Raw genomic sequence first — 15,372 nt, 5'->3', positions numbered from 1 at the left:
GAGGGGGCTCCCGGACGGGAGCCCCCTCGCTGCGTCTCAGGCCCGCGGGGTCCCGTCGTCGTCGGCGCCGAACTGCTCGCGGACGGCGGGGTCGGCCGCCGGGCCGGCGTCCCGCACGTCCTGCGTGATCTCCGACAGCGGCGGCGGGCTGGGGATCGCCGGTGCGGAGTCCGCGATGCTGGTCATCTCGATCCGCGCCTCGGGCTGGTCGGCCGCCCGCGGCACCTGCGACTCGAACCAGCTGCTGGTGTCGATGCCGCCGTCCGGCGGGGCCGTGCGCCCGTCCGCCGAGGGACCCACGTCCATCCAGGACGTGCCCTTGTCCGCCCCACCGAGGCTGGCCAGCCCCTCGAGCGCCTTGCTGAACTCGCTGGGCACGATCCACATCTTGTTCGCGTCGCCCTGGGCGATCTGCGGCAGCGTCTGCAGGTACTGGTAGGCCAGGAGCCCCTGGTCGGGCTTGCCGTCGTGGATGGCCTGGAAGACCGTCTCGATCGACTTCGCCTGGCCCTGCGCCTGCAGGAACAGCGCGGCCCGCTCACCCTCGGCGCGCAGGATCCGGCTCTGCCGCTCGGCCTCCGCCTCGAGGATCGCGGCCTGCTTGCGCCCCTCGGCCGACAGGATCGCCGAGGCCTTCTCGCCCTCGGCCGAGGTGATGGCGGCCTGCCGGTGCCCCTCGGCGGTGAGGATGACCGCGCGCTTGTCGCGGTCGGCGCGCATCTGCTTCTCCATGGAGTCCTGGATGGAGTGCGGCGGGTCGATGGCCTTGATCTCGACGCGCGCCACCCGCAGGCCCCACGGCCCGGTGGTGCCGTCGAGCACCTCGCGGAGCTGGCTGTTGATGCCGTCGCGGCCGGTCAGCGCGCCCTCGAGGTTCAGCCCGCCGACGACGTTGCGCAGCGTCGTGGTGGTCAGCTGCTCCATGCCGGTGATGTAGTTCGCGATGCCGTAGACGGCCAGCTTCGGGTCGGTGACCTGGAAGTAGACGACCGTGTCGATGCCGACCTGGAGGTTGTCCGCGGTGATCACCGGCTGCGGCGGGAAGGAGACGACCTGCTCACGCAGGTCGATCGTCGCCCGCACCCGGTCGACGAAGGGCACCAGGATCGACAGACCCGGGGTGAGCGTGCGGCTGTAGCGGCCGAGCCGCTCGACGACCTTCGCCTGGGCCTGCGGCACGATGGTGACGCTCTTGGCCAGGACGAACACCAGCAGCAGCGCGATGACGACCAGGGCGATCAGGGCGGGTTCCACGGGAGCCTCCTCCGTCGGGGGCGGACGCTTCGACCCTCCCACGTCCGCATCCGCAGGTCACGGGCGTGGTCGGCGGTTCACTCCAGTGCGTCGCCCACCACGGCCGTCGCGCCCTCGATCTGCAGGATGCGCACCGTCGTCCCGACCGCGAAGGCCTCGCCGCCGTGCTGGCTGCGGGCCGACCACTCGTCGGCACCCAGCCGGATCCGGCCGCCCGCGGCGTCGACCGCGCGCGTGACGACGGCGGTGCGCCCGACCAGCGTGTCGACCCCGTCGAGCTGCAGCGGGGTGCGGTCGAGCAGGTGCCGCTTGGCGATCGGCCGGACGACGGCCAGCAGCGCGAGGGAGACGGCGATGAACGCGATCAGCTGGAAGGCCACCGCGCCCCCGGCCAGCGCGACCGCCATGCCGCCCAGCGCCCCGCCGGCGAACATGAGCAGGACGAGATCGAGGGTGAGCACCTCGCCACCGGCGAACAGGCCGGCGGCGATCAGCCAGAGCAGCCAGGCAGCCATGCCCGGAGTCTGGCAGAGCCCGCGGCGGAACGCGGGGAGCCGACGTAGCCTCGCCCGGTGCACGACTTCCCCGCGGGCCGGTTCGCCGCCTGGGCCACCGCCTGGCTGACCGGCCGCACCTCCTACGACGAGACCCTCGACGCGGTCACCGGCGACACCGCCCACCGGGTGAGCGGGCTGCCCGGCACCGACGGTGCGGTCCCCCTCGGCGCGGCGCTGAGCGCGCTGCGCGGTCTGGGCGAGCGCCGGTTGCGGCTGGTGCTCCCCGCGCCGGGCGACGTCCGCGGGCTGCCGGCGGTGCCCGGCCTGGTCCCGCTGGCCCTGGAGGCCGGGCAGGCCGCGGTGGGCGAGCGGGTGGTGCTGGTTCCTGAGCCGCTCGGTCCGGAGGTCCTGCAGTGGACCGCCGTCGCGCTGGACGGCGCGGCTCCGCCTCCCCCGCCGGTCGAGGGCACGCTGCGGGCGGCGTCGGGGGCGCTGGACCTGGCGGTCGGCGAGTCCGCACGCACGCTGGCCTCGCTCGACCTCGCCCGCTGGCACCCCGAGGTGCCCGAGCTGCTCGCCGGCCTGGCCCGGCCCCGGCCCGCGGACGGCCTGCCCCCGGACGCCGACCCGCTGGCGCTGTCGATCCTCGGCCGGGCGCTGCGGCTGGCCGCCGTCCTGGACCTGGCGCTGGCCGACGCCCCCGGTGGCGCGGTGAACACGGCCCAGGCCGCCCGCCGGGACGCCGTCCTGCGGCCGCTCGGCGACGCCGTGCGCGAGGCGGTGACGGCGGCGTACAACGCGGTGCCGCGCTAACCCACCCCCACCTCTGCATGATCATGCAGCGTCGTGAATACTTGTGCCCGTGTCCAAGGTTCTCACGTCCCTCCCCGTCGGCGAGCGGGTCGGCATCGCGTTCTCCGGTGGTCTCGACACCTCGGTGGCGGTCGCGTGGATGCGCGACAAGGGCGCCGTCCCCTGCACCTACACCGCCGACATCGGGCAGTACGACGAGCCCGACATCGCCTCGGTGCCCGGCCGGGCCACCGCCTACGGCGCGGAGCTCGCCCGGCTGGTCGACTGCCGCGCCGCGCTGGTCGAGGAAGGCCTCGCCGCCCTGACCTGCGGCGCCTTCCACATCCGCTCGGGTGGGCGCAGCTACTTCAACACGACGCCGCTGGGCCGCGCCGTCACCGGCACCCTCCTGGTGCGGGCGATGCTCGAGGACGACGTCCAGATCTGGGGCGACGGCTCGACCTACAAGGGCAACGACATCGAGCGGTTCTACCGCTACGGCCTGCTGGCCAACCCGGGGCTGCGGATCTACAAGCCGTGGCTGGACGCCGACTTCGTCACCGAGCTCGGCGGCCGCAAGGAGATGTCCGAGTGGCTGGTCGCGCACGACCTGCCGTACCGGGACAGCACCGAGAAGGCCTACTCCACCGACGCCAACATCTGGGGCGCCACGCACGAGGCGAAGACCCTCGAGCACCTGGACACCGGCATCGAGACGGTCGAACCGATCATGGGCGTCCGCTTCTGGGACCCCGCGGTGGAGATCGAGCCCGAGACGGTGACCATCGGCTTCGAGCAGGGCCGCCCGGTCGCGATCGACGGCCGGCAGTTCGCCTCGCCCGTGGACCTGGTCATGACCGCCAACGCCATCGGCGGCCGGCACGGGTTGGGCATGTCCGACCAGATCGAGAACCGGATCATCGAGGCCAAGAGCCGCGGCATCTACGAGGCGCCGGGCATGGCGCTGCTGCACATCGCCTACGAGCGGCTGGTCAACGCCATCCACAACGAGGACACGCTGGCGACCTACCACAGCGAGGGACGCCGCCTGGGCCGGCTCATGTACGAGGGCCGCTGGCTCGACCCCCAGGCGCTCATGCTCAGGGAGTCGCTGCAGCGCTGGGTCGGCATGGCCGTCACCGGCGAGGTGACGATCCGGCTGCGGCGCGGCGAGGACTACTCGGTCCTCGACACCACGGGCCCCTCCTTCAGCTACCACCCGGACAAGCTGTCGATGGAGCGGACGTCGGACTCCGCCTTCGGCCCGGTCGACCGGATCGGCCAGCTGACCATGCGGAACCTGGACATCGCCGACTCCCGCGCGCGGCTGGAGCAGTACGCGCGGATCGGCATGGTCGGCGGGTCGGTGCAGGCCGCGATCGGTGCCGCCCAGGCGGCGTCGACAGGTCTCATCGACGCCTCCGTCCCGGGGGGTGCGGAGACGATCGCCTCCCGCGGGCAGGTGTCGGAGCTGGACGAGGCGCTCGACCGCGCGGCGATGGAGTCCGGCACCGACTGACCCCACCCCGCTCGTCCGCGGAAGAGCGGCCTGCTTTTCCGCGGAAGAGCGGCCTGCTTTTCCGCGGAAGAGCGGTCTGCTTCTCCGCGGAAGAGCGGGGCAGCGACGCCCGGCGGCCGGGCGCCAGAACCCCTGCACCGGCGAGGACCCTCTCGCTAGCGTCCCGGCATGACCGAGCAGCTGACCATGAACCGGGTCATCCACGCGGCGGTCCGGCGCGACCTGGACCGGCTCGCCGATGCCCTCGGGCGCATGGCGGACGGCGACCGGCCCCGCGCGCAGGCGCTGGACCACGCCTACCGGAACCTGCGGACGGAGCTCACCCACCACCACGAGGGCGATGGCGGCGGTGGCGGCCAGCGGCTCGGCCGTCGACGCCTCGGCCGCAGCCCCCAGTGGAAGGCGGTCGAGAAGAAGCTGCGCAGCCAGCCGCTGCCGGTGGCCGGGCGCTTCTTCGCCTGGCTCACCGACGGGATGACCGACGAGAACCGCGCCTTCGGCCGCCGATACTTCAGGGACGTCGCCCCGACCTGGCGCTGAGCCGTCAGCTCGTCGGGCGCGGGCGCGGCGGGGTGAAGCAGCAGCTGGCCGGGCAGTTGGTACCGAGCCGGAGCTCCCCGCCGGCGCGGCGCTCGGCCAGCAGCTCCACCAGCGAGGCCACGAACGCCGGGTGGGTACCGGCGGTGGCGGCGCGGGCGAACACCAGCCCCAGCTCGTCCGCGGTCTCCTTCGCCTCGTTGTCGAGGTCCCAGATGACCTCGAGGTGGTCGCTGACGAACCCGACCGGGAAGAGGACGACGGCCCTCTCCCCCGCCTCGGCGACCGCGCGCAGGTGGTCGTTGACGTCCGGCTCCAGCCACGGCACCGACGGCGGGCCGCTCCGGCTCTGCCACACCAGGTCGACCGGGCGGCCGGGGGCGACGAGGTCGACGACCCGCCGGGCGGCGGCCTGGAGCTCGGCCTCGTAGGCGTGCCCCTCGGGCCCGGCGACGGCGGCCATCGTGTCCGGGATGCTGTGCGCGGTCGCCACCAGCCGGGCCGAGTCCCGGACGTCGGCCGGCAGCTCGGCGAGCGCGGCGGCCAGCGCGTCCGCGTTGGCCCGCAGGAAGCCCTCGGCGTCGAAGTAGTGCGGCAGCTTCTCCGCGGTCGGCCCGCCCGGCGCCCCGGCGTCCCCGGTCATGGCGGCGCGCGCCCGTGCGATGTCCTCGTGGTACTGCCGGCACCCGGAGAACGAGGCATAGGCCGACGTCGCCAGGACGTAGGCGTGCTGGATGCCGTCGTCGGCCATCTGCTGCCAGACGTCCTCGACGTAGGGCGCCCAGTTGCGGTTGCCCCAGTAGACGGGGAGGTCGATCCCGGCGGCGCGCAGCTCCGTCTCCAGCGCGGCGATCAGCGCCTTGTTCTGGTCGTTGATCGGGCTGACCCCGCCGAAGTGGTGGTAGTGCTCGGCCACCTCCTCCAGCCGCTCGCGCGGGATACCGCGGCCGCGGGTGACGTTCTCCAGGAAGGGCATGACGTCGTCGTGCCCCTCGGGGCCGCCGAAGGAGAGCAGCAGCAGCGCCTCGCGGCGGCCGGCCGGGGCGGGGGCCGACGACGGCTCCGCGCCACCGTTGTTGCGGACGGCCAGCGAGGGGTCCTGGTCGGGACGCTGACCGGCAGGGGTGATGTCGACGATGGCGCGGGGCACGTGGGTTCTTTCCTCTTGCGGAGCGGTGCTGGATGCGGGGGATCGGGGAGGTCACACGCCGACGGCGTGGAACCCCCCGTCGACGTGGACGATCTCGCCGGTCGTGGCGGGGAACCAGTCCGACAGCAGCGCGACGACGGCCTTGCCGGCGGGCTCGGTGTCGGTGACCGACCAGCCCAGCGGCGCGCGGCCCTCCCACGCCTCCTCGAACTGGGCGCTGCCGGGGATCGACTTCATCGCCATGCTGCGCAGGGGGCCGGCCGCCACGATGTTCGAGCGCACGCCGTCGGGGCCGAGCTCGCGCGCGACGTACCGGCTGGTGGACTCCAGCGCCGCCTTCGCCGCACCCATCCAGCCGTACACCGGCCAGGCGACCGACGCGTCGAAGGTGAGACCGACGACCGAGGACGGGTCGGCCAGCAGCGGCCGGCAGGCCTGGGTCAGGGAGGCGTAGGACCAGGCCGAGACCTGGAACGCCGTGGCGGCGTGCTCCCACGCGACCTCCGGGAAGCCCTCGCCCATGGCCTCCTGCGGCGCGAAGCCGATGGAGTGGACCACCCCGTCGAGCCGGTCGAACCCGATCTCGCGCAGCCGGTCGGCCAGGCTCGCCAGGTGCTCGGTGCTCGTCACGTCGAGCTCGACGACCGCGGCCTCCTGCGGCAGCCGCTTGGCGATCCGCTGGCACAGCGACAGCGCCCGCCCGAAGTTCGACAGCACCACGGTGGCGCCCTGCTCCTGGGCGAGGCGCGCCGTCGCGAAGGCGATCGAGGCCTCCGTCAGCACCCCGGTCACGAGGACCTTCTTGCCCTCGAGGATCCCGCTCATCAGTGCCCCATCCCCAGTCCGCCGTCGACCGGGACGACCGCCCCGGTGATGTAGCCCGCCGCGTCGCCGGCGAGGAAGCGCACGACGCCGGCGACCTCCTCGGCCGAGGCGTACCGCCCCAGCGGCACCTGCCCCAGGATCTCCTGCTGCCGCGCCTCGGGCAGCGCCGCGGTCATGTCCGTGGTCACGAAGCCGGGCGCCACCACGTTGGCGGTGATGTTCCGGCTGCCCAGCTCGCGGGCGATCGAGCGGGCCAGGCCGACCAGCCCCGACTTCGACGCCGCGTAGTTCGTCTGCCCGGCCGAGCCCAGCAGGCCCACGACCGACGACACGAAGATCATCCGCCCGGAGCGGGCGCGGACCATCTTGGCGCTGGCCCGCTTGGCCACCCGGTAGGCGGCGGTGAGGTTGGCGTCGAGGACGTCGGCGAAGTCCTCCTCCTTCATCCGCATGAGCAGGCCGTCGCGGGTGATGCCGGCGTTGCTGACCAGCACCTCCACCGGGCCCTGGCGCTCCTCGATCTCGGTGAAGGCGCGGTCGACGTCGGCGCTGCTCGTGACGTCGCACTGCACCCCGAACAGCCCGTCGGGGGCACCGCTGCCGCGGTGGGTCACCGCCACGGCGTCGCCCTGCTCGGCGAAGGACCTGGCGATCGCCAGCCCGATGCCGCGGTTGCCGCCGGTCACCAGCACCGATCTGCTCACGTGCCACTCCCCTGCCGACGCCGTCGTCCTGACCCGAACCTATCCGGTGCCCGCAGGTCGCACCGCCTACCGGCCAGTACCGCGGGCCGCCGCTCAGCGGCGCAGGTCGCGCCTCGACCAGCCGCCGCCGTAGAGCGCCCACAGAACCAGGAGCGGCTGGAAGAACAGCCGCACCAGCCGCTTGCGGTCGGTGTCCAGGCCGAAGGCGTCGGTGCCCTCGAGGTACTGCGCGACGTTGCCCGGGAAGATCGCGACGAAGAACGCCGCGAGCAGCGCGCCGACGAGCCGCTCGCGCCTCGGCACGGCGAGGAAGGAGGCGCCGAGGGCGATCTCGGCGACACCGGAGCCCAGCACCGTGAGGTCGTCGTCGACCGGGAACCACGCCGGCACCTGCGCCTGGAACTCCTGCCGCTGGGTGGTCAGGTGCAGCACCCCGGCGCCCACCATCGTGGCGCCCAGCAGCAGGCGGGCGGCGGTGCGCGGGGCGGTGGTCATGCGGCGAGCCTAGGCAGGGGCCGCGTTGACAGCCCGGTCGCGCCACCCGTAGACAGCCTGCATGGACGACGACGTCTCGCGCCGGGTGGCGCTCGAGGTGGCCGACGGCGTGGCGACGGTGCGCCTGGACCGGCCCGAGAAGATGAACGCCCTGGACCCGGCGATGTTCGCGGCCATCCTCGCCACCGGCAAGGATCTGATGACCCGCGACGACGTCGGCGCGGTCGTGCTGCACGGTGCGGGGCGGGCGTTCTGCGCCGGCCTGGACTTCGGTTCGTTCGCCGACATGGCCGACCGCGGGCAGGAGCGGACCCGCGAGCGGAGGGCCACGGCCCCGGAGCAGCTGGGCGCTGCCGAGGCCCTTGCCCAGCAGGTCGTGCACGTCTGGTCGCTCGTCCCGGCGCCGGTGATCGCGGCCGTGCACGGCGTCGCGTTCGGCGGCGGCCTGCAGATCGCGCTGGGCGCCGACATCCGGCTGGTCGCCCCTGACGCGCAGCTGTCGCTGATGGAGATCCAGTGGGGCATCTGCCCCGACATGTGCGGCACCCAGCTGCTGCCCGAGCTGGTCGGCCGCGACGTCGCCATGGAGCTGGCGCTCACCGGCCGGCGGGTGTCGGGCACCGAGGCGGCCCGGCTCGGACTGGCCACCCGCGAGGAGGCGGACCCGCTGGCCGCGGCGCTCGCCCTGGCCACCGAGATCGCCGGGCACAGCCGGGGCGCCACCCGCGCGATCAAGCGGCTGGTGGAGCTCGCCGGGCGGGTGCCGCTGGCCGAGGGGCTGGCCGCCGAGCAGCGCGAGATCGGGCAGCTCATCGGCTCGCCCGAGCAGGCCGCCGTCGTCCGCCGGCGGCTCGGGACCGCCTGACCCTCAGCCGCGGGTGGCGGTCAGCAGCCGGGCGCGCGCGGTCGCCAGCGACGGGCCGTACCAGGTCAGGTCGCGGCCGCTGACCAGCACGGACCGGACGCCCGGGAACGCCTCCGGGCCGTCGTCGGCGGTGAAGGCGTAGGGCTCGTCGGGCAGCAGGACGAGGTCGGGCTCCGCGGCGGCCACCTGCGCGATGTCGACGTGCGGGTACCGCTCCGCGTCCGCGGCGAAGACGTTGGCCAGGCCCAGCCGGGCGAGCGCGTCACCGGCGAAGGTGCGGCTGCCGACGACCATCCACGGATCCCGCCAGATCGGGACGGCGACCCGCAGCGCCGGCACGGGGGCCGGCTGCGCCCACTCCTCCGCCGCCACCCGCAGCCAGTCCGGCTCGCCGGCGTCCAGCGCCTCGACGAACAGACGGCGCATCGAGGTGAGCGCCTGGTCGAGCGACTCGATGACCGTCACCCACACCGGGATGCCGGCCGCGCGCAGCCGCTGCACGTCCAGCTGCCGGTTCTCCTCCCGGTTGGCGACCACCAGGTCGGGGGCGAGCGCGGCGATCGCGGCGCGGTCGGGGTTCTTGGTGCCGCGCACCCGGGCGACGTCGAGCCCGGGCGGGTGCGTGCACCAGTCGGTCGCGCCGACCAGCCGCTCGGGCACGGTCACCGCCAGCGCCTCGGTCAGCGACGGCACGAGCGACACCACCCGCCGCGGCGGCCGTGGCAGCGCCACCGCCGTCCCCAGGTCGTCGCGCATCAGACGTTGCGCCGGTACTGGCCGCCCACCTCGAAGAACGCCTCGGTGATCTGACCCAGCGAGCAGTGGCGCACGGTCTCCATCAGCTCGGCGAACACGTTGCCGCCGGCCAGGGCCACGTGCTGCAGGCGCGCCAGGGCGGCGGGGGCGTCGGCGGCGTGCGCCGCCTGGAACGCGGCCAGCCGCTCCAGCTGCGAGCGCTTCTCGGCCTCCGTCGCCCGGGCGAGCTCCACCGCCGGCGGGGCGTCGCCGGCGTCCGGGGCCAGGAAGGTGTTGACGCCGACGATCGGCAGGCTGCCGTCGTGCTTGCGGTGCTCGTAGAGCATCGACTCGTCCTGGATCCGGCCGCGCTGGTAGCCGGTCTCCATCGCGCCGAGCACTCCCCCGCGCTCGGCGATCCGGTCGAACTCGGCCAGCACCGCCTCCTCGACCAGGTCGGTGAGCTCCTCGATGACGAACGAGCCCTGCAGCGGGTTCTCGTTGCCGGCCAGCCCCCACTCCCGGTCGATGATCATCTGGATGGCCAGCGCCCGGCGCACCGACTGCTCGCTCGGCGTCGTCACCGCCTCGTCGAAGGCGTTGGTGTGCAGGCTGTTGGCGTTGTCGTAGATCGCGCAGAGCGCCTGCAGCGTGGTGCGGATGTCGTTGAAGTCCATCTCCTGGGCGTGCAGCGACCGACCCGAGGTCTGCACGTGGTACTTCAGCATCTGCGACCGCTCACCGGCGCCGTACCGCTCCTTCATCGCGATCGCCCAGATGCGTCGCGCCACCCGCCCGATGACCGAGTACTCCGCGTCCATCCCGTTGGAGAAGAAGAAGGACAGGTTGGGCGCGAAGTCGTCGACGTCCATCCCGCGCGCGAGGTAGCTCTCCACGTAGGTGAACCCGTTGGCCAGGGTGAAGGCGAGCTGGCTGACGGGGTTCGCCCCGGCCTCGGCGATGTGGTAGCCGGAGATGGAGACGGAGTAGAAGTTGCGGACGCCGTGGTCGATGAACCACTGCTGGATGTCGCCCATCGCCCGCAGCGCGAACTCGGTCGAGAAGATGCAGGTGTTCTGGCCTTGGTCCTCCTTGAGGATGTCGGCCTGCACCGTGCCGCGGACGTTGGCCAGCACCCAGGCCCGCAGCTCGGCCGCCTCGGCCTCGTCCGGCTCGCGCCCCTGCTCGGCGCGGAAGGCCTCCAGCCGCTGGTCGATCGCGGTGTTCAGGAACATCGCCAGGACGATCGGCGCGGGCCCGTTGATCGTCATGGACACCGACGTGGTGGGCGCGCACAGGTCGAACCCGGAGTAGAGGACCTCCATGTCGTCGAGGGTCGCCACCGAGACCCCGGACGTGCCGACCTTGCCGTAGATGTCCGGCCTCGGGTCGGGGTCGCGGCCGTAGAGGGTCACCGAGTCGAACGCCGTCGACAGCCGGGTGGCCTCGCTCCCGGCGGAGAGCATCCGGAAGCGCCGATTGGTGCGGAACGGGTCGCCCTCGCCGGCGAACATGCGGGCCGGCGCCTCGCCCGCCCGCTTGAACGGGAAGACGCCGGCGGTGAACGGGTAGGCCCCGGGCAGGTTCTCCGCGCGCAGGAAGCGCAGCAGCTCCGCGTCGTCCCGGGTGCGGGGCAGCGCCACCCGGCGGACCGGGTTGCCCGAGAGCGTCGTGCGGGTCAGGGGCGTCCGGACCTCGGTGCCGCGCACGGTGTAGACGTACTCCTCCCCCGAGTAGGCCTCCACCCGCGCCGGCCACCCGTCGAGCAGCGCGCGCACCTCGGGCAGCAGCTCGCCGGCGGCCGCCTCAGCGGCGGCGCGCGCGGCCCCGGCGGCCTCCCCGTCGAGCACCTCGGCCGCGGTGGTCAGGTGCTGCCGGCGACGGGCGACGTCGGCCTGCGCGCGGGTCGTCGCGGCGTAGCCCCGCACCGCGTCGCTGATCTCGGCGAGATACCGGGCCCGCTGCGGGGGGACGACGCTGGTCAGGCCGGACGAGGCGCGCACGTCCACCCGCGGCAGGACGCCGGGGCCGGCCGCCAGGCCCGCCTCGATCAGCAGGCCGAGCAGGTGCTGGTAGAGCGCGGTGACGCCGTCGTCGTTGAACCGGGCGGCGCTCGTGCCGTGGACCGGCATCTCCTCCCACGGGACGCCGAAGGCCGAGCGGTTGCGCACCAGCTGCCGGGCGACGTCGCGGCGGGCGTCCTCGGCACCCCGGCGCTCGAACTTGTTGATGGCGACGACGTCGGCGAAGTCGAGCATGTCGATCTTCTCGAGCTGGGAGGCGGCGCCGAACTCCGGCGTCATGACGTAGAGCGAGACGTCGCTGAACGGCACGATCGCCGCGTCGCCCTGCCCGATCCCGGGGGTCTCGACGACCACCAGGTCGTAGCCGGCCGCCTGCACCGCCGCGAGGACGTCGTCGAGGTGCTCGGGCACCTGCGCGCCGGCGGTCCGGGTGGCCAGCGAGCGGAAGAAGGTGCGGTTCCGCTCGCCGGTCTCGAGGGCGTTCATCCGGATCCGGTCGCCGAGCAGCGCGCCGCCGCCGCGCCGGCGCGTGGGGTCGATGGCGAGGACCGCGACGCGCAGCTTGTCCTCCTGGTCCATGCGCAGCCGGCGCAGCAGCTCGTCGGTCAGGGACGACTTGCCCGACCCGCCGGTGCCGGTGATGCCGAGGACCGGCACCGGGCGGCGGGCGGCCGCGGCGCGCACCTGCTCGGCGAGCTCCGGGGAGCGGCCGGCCTCGAGCACGGTGATCGCGCGGGCCAGCGCGGCCGGGTCGCCGGCGAGCAGGGCGTCGACGTCGGGGCCCTCCGCCGCGAGGTCGAGGTCGCAGGCCCGGACGAGCTCGTCGACCATCCCGGGCAGGCCCAGCCGCTGCCCGTCGGACGGCGCGTAGATGGTCACCCCGCGCTCGCGCAGCGCCGCGATCTCCTCGGGGACGATCACCCCACCGCCGCCGCCGAACACCTGCACGTGCCCGGCGCCGACCTCGGCGAGGCGCTCCACCAGGTAGCCGAAGTACTCGACGTGCCCGCCCTGGTAGGACGACAGCGCGACGCCCTGCACGTCCTCCTCCACCGCCGCGCGGACGACGGCGTCGACGCTGCGGTCGTGCCCGAGGTGAACCACCTCGGCACCCTGGGCCTGCAGCATCCGCCGCACGATGTTGATGGAGGCGTCGTGCCCGTCGAACAGGCTGGCGGCGGTCACGAAGCGCACGGGGTGGCGGGGTTCGTGCATGCCGGAACCGTACGGCCCGGAGTAGTAGGACGTCCACGTATCTCCGCCGCGCCGTCCTGCGCACAACCAGAGCGGCGTTCTATGAATACGGAGCGCCCGGCGGTACGTTCTGCGGCGTACGTCACGCCTCTGCGAGGAGTTCGGCATGTCCACGATCGAGGCCCCTGCCGGCCGCACCACCGCCCCCGGGACCGAGCACGTCGACGTCCTCGTCGTCGGCGCCGGCATCTCCGGCATCGGCGCCGCCTACCACCTGCAGCAGGAGCAGCCGGGGCGCAGCTTCGTGCTGCTCGACGCGCTGGACGCCCGCGGCGGCACCTGGCGGACGCACCGCTACCCGGGTGCCCGGTCCGACAGCGACCTGTTCACCTTCGGCTACGGGTTCAAGCCGTGGCGGGGTCCCTCCATCGCCACCGCCGACGAGATCCTCGCTTACCTCGACGAGGTCATCGAGGAGAACCACCTCGCCGAGAAGATCCGCTACCGGCACCGGGTGCGGACCGCGAGCTGGTCGTCGGAGGACAAGCTCTGGACCGTCGAGGTGGACCGCGAGGACACCGGCGAGCAGCTCCGCTTCACCACGCACTTCCTGTGGATGTGCCAGGGGTACTACGACCACGACAAGCCGTTCCAGCCGCACTGGCAGGGCATGGACGAGTTCCGCGGCCAGATCGTGCACCCGCAGAAGTGGCCGGACGACTTCGACGCCACCGGCAAGCGGGTCGTCGTCATCGGCTCCGGCGCGACCGCCGCGACGCTGATCCCGGCCATCGCCGAGACCGCCAAGCACGTGACGATGCTGCAGCGCTCGCCGACCTTCTTCATCTCCCGGCCGAGGGTCTCCGAGCTGGCCGAGCAGCTGCGGGCGCTGGACATCCCCGACGAGTGGACGCACGAGATCATGCGCCGTGCCTCGTTCAAGCTCGGCGAGGACCTGTGGCGCATGTCGATCGACACCCCGGACGCGCTGCGCGAGTACCTCATCGGGGAGATGCGGCCGCAGCTGCCCGAGGGCTTCGACATCGACAAGCACTTCAACCCGACCTACCGCCCGTGGCAGCAGCGCCTGGCCGCCGTCCCCGAGGGCGACCTGTTCACCGCGCTCCGCGAGGGCCGGGCCTCCGTCGTCACCGACACCATCGAGCGCTTCACCGCGACCGGCATCCTGCTGACCTCGGGCGAGGAGCTCGAGGCCGACATCGTCGTCACCGCCACGGGCTTCGACCTGTCGCTGTTCGGCAACGTCGCCTTCACCGTCGACGGCGAGCCGGTCGACTTCACCCAGCAGGTCACCTACCGCGGCATCATGATCACCAACGTGCCGAACATGGCCTACGTCTTCGGCTACTTCCGGGCCAGCTGGACGCTGCGCGCGGACCTGGTCAGCCAGTTCGTCTGCCGGCTGCTCACCAAGATGGACGAGCAGGGGACGCCGATGGTCGTCCCGCAGCTGCGGCCGGAGGACGAGGGCATGCCGCTGCTGGACTGGTCGGACCCCGAGAACTTCAACCCGGGCTACGTCATGCGCTCCCAGCACCGGATGTTCAAGCGCGGCGACCGGGAGCCCTGGACGCACCACAAGGAGTACAGCGAGGAGCGGGCGATCCTGCCCACGGCCGATCTCGACGACGGCCTCGTCTACCGCTGAGCCCGCTCGACCCCAGCCACCTCCCACCCATCCCCCAGCCACCCCTGACAGGAGAACCACCCGTGCCGGTCGACCCGCACCTCGCCGCCCTGCTCGCCATGGCCCAGGAGGCCGGCCTGCCCCCGATCTACGAGGGCACCCCGGAGGCCGGCCGCGCGCAGTACCTGGCGATGAACGCCACCCGCCCGGAGACCCAGGTCCCGGTGGGGAGCATCGAAGACATCACCGTCCCCGGTGGCCAGGGCGACCTCCCGGCCCGCGTCTACCGCCCCGAGGGAGAGGGGCCGTTCCCGACGGTCGCCTTCTTCCACGGCGGCGGCTGGGTCATCGGGGACCTGGAGACGCACGACACCATGGCCCGGAGCATCTGCCGGGGCGCCGACGCCGTCGTCGTCGCGGTCGACTACCGGCTGGCACCGGAGCACCCCTTCCCGGCGGCTGCCGACGACGCCATCGCCTCCGCCCGCTGGATCGCCGCCCATCTGGATCGCTTCGGCGGCGACGACAGGCTCGCCGTCGCCGGCGACAGCGCCGGGGGCAACCTGTCCGCCGTGGTCGCGCAGACGCTGCACGCCGAGGGCACCCCGCTGACCGCCCAGCTGCTGATCTACCCGGCCGTCGACGCCGCCGGCGAGTACCCCTCGCGGGTCGAGAACGCGCGCGGCTACTTCCTGGAGCAGCCGACGATGGACTGGTTCTACGGCCACTACGCCGGCGCCTGGGAGGACGCGAAGGACCCGCGCCTGTCCCCGCTGCACTCCGACCTGACCGGCCAGCCGCCCGCCGTCGTGGTCACCGCCGAGTTCGACCCGCTGCGCGACGAGGGCGAGGCCTACGCCGAGGCCCTGCGCTCGGCCGGCGTGCCGGTCGAGGTGAAGCGGTACGACGGGATGATCCACGGCTTCTTCGCCATGGGTGCCGTCTCGCCGGCGGCGCAGCAGGCGGTCGACGAGAGCTGCGCGAGGTTCCGCACCCTGCTGCACGGCTGATCCGCACCACGACGCGGGGGGGGGGGGGGGGGGGGGGGGGGGGGGGGGGGGGGGGGGGGGGGGGGGGGGGGGGGGGGGGGGGGGGGGGGGGGGGGGGGGGGGGGGGGGGGTGGGGGTGGGGGG

14 protein-coding genes are annotated in these 15,372 nt (G+C 73.6%); 6 read left to right on the top strand and 8 right to left on the bottom strand.

Translation table 11 applies throughout. The annotated features are described in order from the left end of the window. Positions 1 to 36: 36 nt before the first annotated feature. Both ACI79H_RS18960 and ACI79H_RS18955 read right to left on the bottom strand, forming a co-directional pair. Complete coding sequence (locus ACI79H_RS18960; RefSeq protein WP_456555978.1) at positions 37 to 1,254, bottom strand: SPFH domain-containing protein; 1,218 nt, start codon at positions 1,252 to 1,254, stop codon at positions 37 to 39. Positions 1,255 to 1,331: 77 nt separating this feature from the next. Beyond that, positions 1,332 to 1,769: an NfeD family protein gene (locus ACI79H_RS18955; protein WP_456555977.1), complete on the bottom strand. Its 438-nt coding sequence runs from the start codon at positions 1,767 to 1,769 to the stop codon at positions 1,332 to 1,334. Between the two features lie 57 nt (positions 1,770 to 1,826). Here ACI79H_RS18955 and ACI79H_RS18950 point away from each other — a divergent pair, with 57 nt between their 5' ends. The 3 genes from ACI79H_RS18950 (at position 1,827) to ACI79H_RS18940 (ending at position 4,602) form a co-directional block, all read left to right on the top strand. After that, on the top strand, positions 1,827 to 2,564 hold the full coding sequence (locus tag ACI79H_RS18950; RefSeq protein WP_456555976.1) for a hypothetical protein: 738 nt from the start codon (positions 1,827 to 1,829) through the stop codon (positions 2,562 to 2,564). Between the two features lie 49 nt (positions 2,565 to 2,613). Continuing rightward, positions 2,614 to 4,062: an argininosuccinate synthase gene (argG, locus tag ACI79H_RS18945; protein WP_456555975.1), complete on the top strand. Its 1,449-nt coding sequence runs from the start codon at positions 2,614 to 2,616 to the stop codon at positions 4,060 to 4,062. 168 nt (positions 4,063 to 4,230) lie between these two features. Then, positions 4,231 to 4,602 (top strand): hypothetical protein, encoded by a 372-nt coding sequence (locus ACI79H_RS18940; RefSeq protein ID WP_456555974.1) that lies wholly within the window; start codon positions 4,231 to 4,233, stop codon positions 4,600 to 4,602. Positions 4,603 to 4,606: 4 nt separating this feature from the next. On the opposite strand, the gene ACI79H_RS18935 is transcribed toward ACI79H_RS18940, so the two are convergent. From ACI79H_RS18935 to ACI79H_RS18920, 4 genes are all read right to left on the bottom strand, one after another. Beyond that, positions 4,607 to 5,749 (bottom strand): ferrochelatase, encoded by a 1,143-nt coding sequence (locus ACI79H_RS18935; protein ID WP_456555973.1) that lies wholly within the window; start codon positions 5,747 to 5,749, stop codon positions 4,607 to 4,609. A gap of 51 nt (positions 5,750 to 5,800) precedes the next feature. Continuing rightward, positions 5,801 to 6,574 carry an enoyl-ACP reductase FabI gene (fabI, locus tag ACI79H_RS18930; protein WP_456555972.1) on the bottom strand — a complete coding sequence of 258 codons (774 nt, stop codon included), beginning with the start codon at positions 6,572 to 6,574 and terminating at the stop codon, positions 5,801 to 5,803. Then, on the bottom strand, positions 6,574 to 7,278 hold the full coding sequence (gene fabG / locus ACI79H_RS18925; protein WP_456555971.1) for a 3-oxoacyl-ACP reductase FabG: 705 nt from the start codon (positions 7,276 to 7,278) through the stop codon (positions 6,574 to 6,576). Before fabG ends, fabI begins: the two co-directional genes overlap by 1 nt. A 93-nt stretch (positions 7,279 to 7,371) precedes the next feature. Next, a complete protein-coding gene (locus ACI79H_RS18920) occupies positions 7,372 to 7,773 on the bottom strand; it encodes a DoxX family protein (RefSeq protein WP_456555970.1) in 402 nt (133 codons plus the stop codon). Positions 7,774 to 7,834: 61 nt separating this feature from the next. Here ACI79H_RS18920 and ACI79H_RS18915 point away from each other — a divergent pair, with 61 nt between their 5' ends. Further along, positions 7,835 to 8,638: a crotonase/enoyl-CoA hydratase family protein gene (locus tag ACI79H_RS18915; protein ID WP_456555969.1), complete on the top strand. Its 804-nt coding sequence runs from the start codon at positions 7,835 to 7,837 to the stop codon at positions 8,636 to 8,638. A gap of 3 nt (positions 8,639 to 8,641) precedes the next feature. Here ACI79H_RS18915 and ACI79H_RS18910 read toward each other — a convergent pair whose 3' ends face one another. Then, the gene (locus tag ACI79H_RS18910) at positions 8,642 to 9,394 is read right to left on the bottom strand and encodes a helical backbone metal receptor (RefSeq protein WP_456555968.1); all 753 of its coding nucleotides are present in this window, start codon (positions 9,392 to 9,394) and stop codon (positions 8,642 to 8,644) included. Beyond that, on the bottom strand, positions 9,394 to 12,612 hold the full coding sequence (gene icmF, locus ACI79H_RS18905; RefSeq protein WP_456555967.1) for a fused isobutyryl-CoA mutase/GTPase IcmF: 3,219 nt from the start codon (positions 12,610 to 12,612) through the stop codon (positions 9,394 to 9,396). The genes ACI79H_RS18910 and icmF overlap by 1 nt, the downstream gene beginning before the upstream one ends. A 145-nt stretch (positions 12,613 to 12,757) precedes the next feature. Here icmF and ACI79H_RS18900 point away from each other — a divergent pair, with 145 nt between their 5' ends. Beyond that, a complete protein-coding gene (locus ACI79H_RS18900) occupies positions 12,758 to 14,260 on the top strand; it encodes a flavin-containing monooxygenase (RefSeq protein ID WP_456555966.1) in 1,503 nt (500 codons plus the stop codon). Positions 14,261 to 14,322: 62 nt separating this feature from the next. After that, positions 14,323 to 15,249, top strand: coding sequence for an alpha/beta hydrolase (locus ACI79H_RS18895; RefSeq protein WP_456555965.1), 927 nt, complete (start codon positions 14,323 to 14,325; stop codon positions 15,247 to 15,249). Positions 15,250 to 15,372 lie beyond the last annotated feature (123 nt).

Source organism: Blastococcus sp. SYSU D01042 (assembly GCF_054050515.1).
Note: the sequence above shows the minus strand (reverse complement) of the source record. Positions and strands in the feature narration are given on the sequence as shown.

Bases quoted from the DNA above. Each gene is read 5' to 3' on its own strand.
- ACI79H_RS18955 (WP_456555977.1), bottom strand. From the start codon at position 1,769: ATGGCTGCCTGGCTGCTCTGGCTGATCGCCGCCGGCCTGTTCGCCGGT.
- ACI79H_RS18940 (WP_456555974.1), top strand. From the start codon at position 4,231: ATGACCGAGCAGCTGACCATGAACCGGGTCATCCACGCGGCGGTCCGG.
- fabI (WP_456555972.1), bottom strand. From the start codon at position 6,574: ATGAGCGGGATCCTCGAGGGCAAGAAGGTCCTCGTGACCGGGGTGCTG.
- ACI79H_RS18920 (WP_456555970.1), bottom strand. From the start codon at position 7,773: ATGACCACCGCCCCGCGCACCGCCGCCCGCCTGCTGCTGGGCGCCACG.
- ACI79H_RS18915 (WP_456555969.1), top strand. From the start codon at position 7,835: ATGGACGACGACGTCTCGCGCCGGGTGGCGCTCGAGGTGGCCGACGGC.
- ACI79H_RS18910 (WP_456555968.1), bottom strand. From the start codon at position 9,394: ATGCGCGACGACCTGGGGACGGCGGTGGCGCTGCCACGGCCGCCGCGG.
- icmF (WP_456555967.1), bottom strand. From the start codon at position 12,612: ATGCACGAACCCCGCCACCCCGTGCGCTTCGTGACCGCCGCCAGCCTG.
- ACI79H_RS18900 (WP_456555966.1), top strand. From the start codon at position 12,758: ATGTCCACGATCGAGGCCCCTGCCGGCCGCACCACCGCCCCCGGGACC.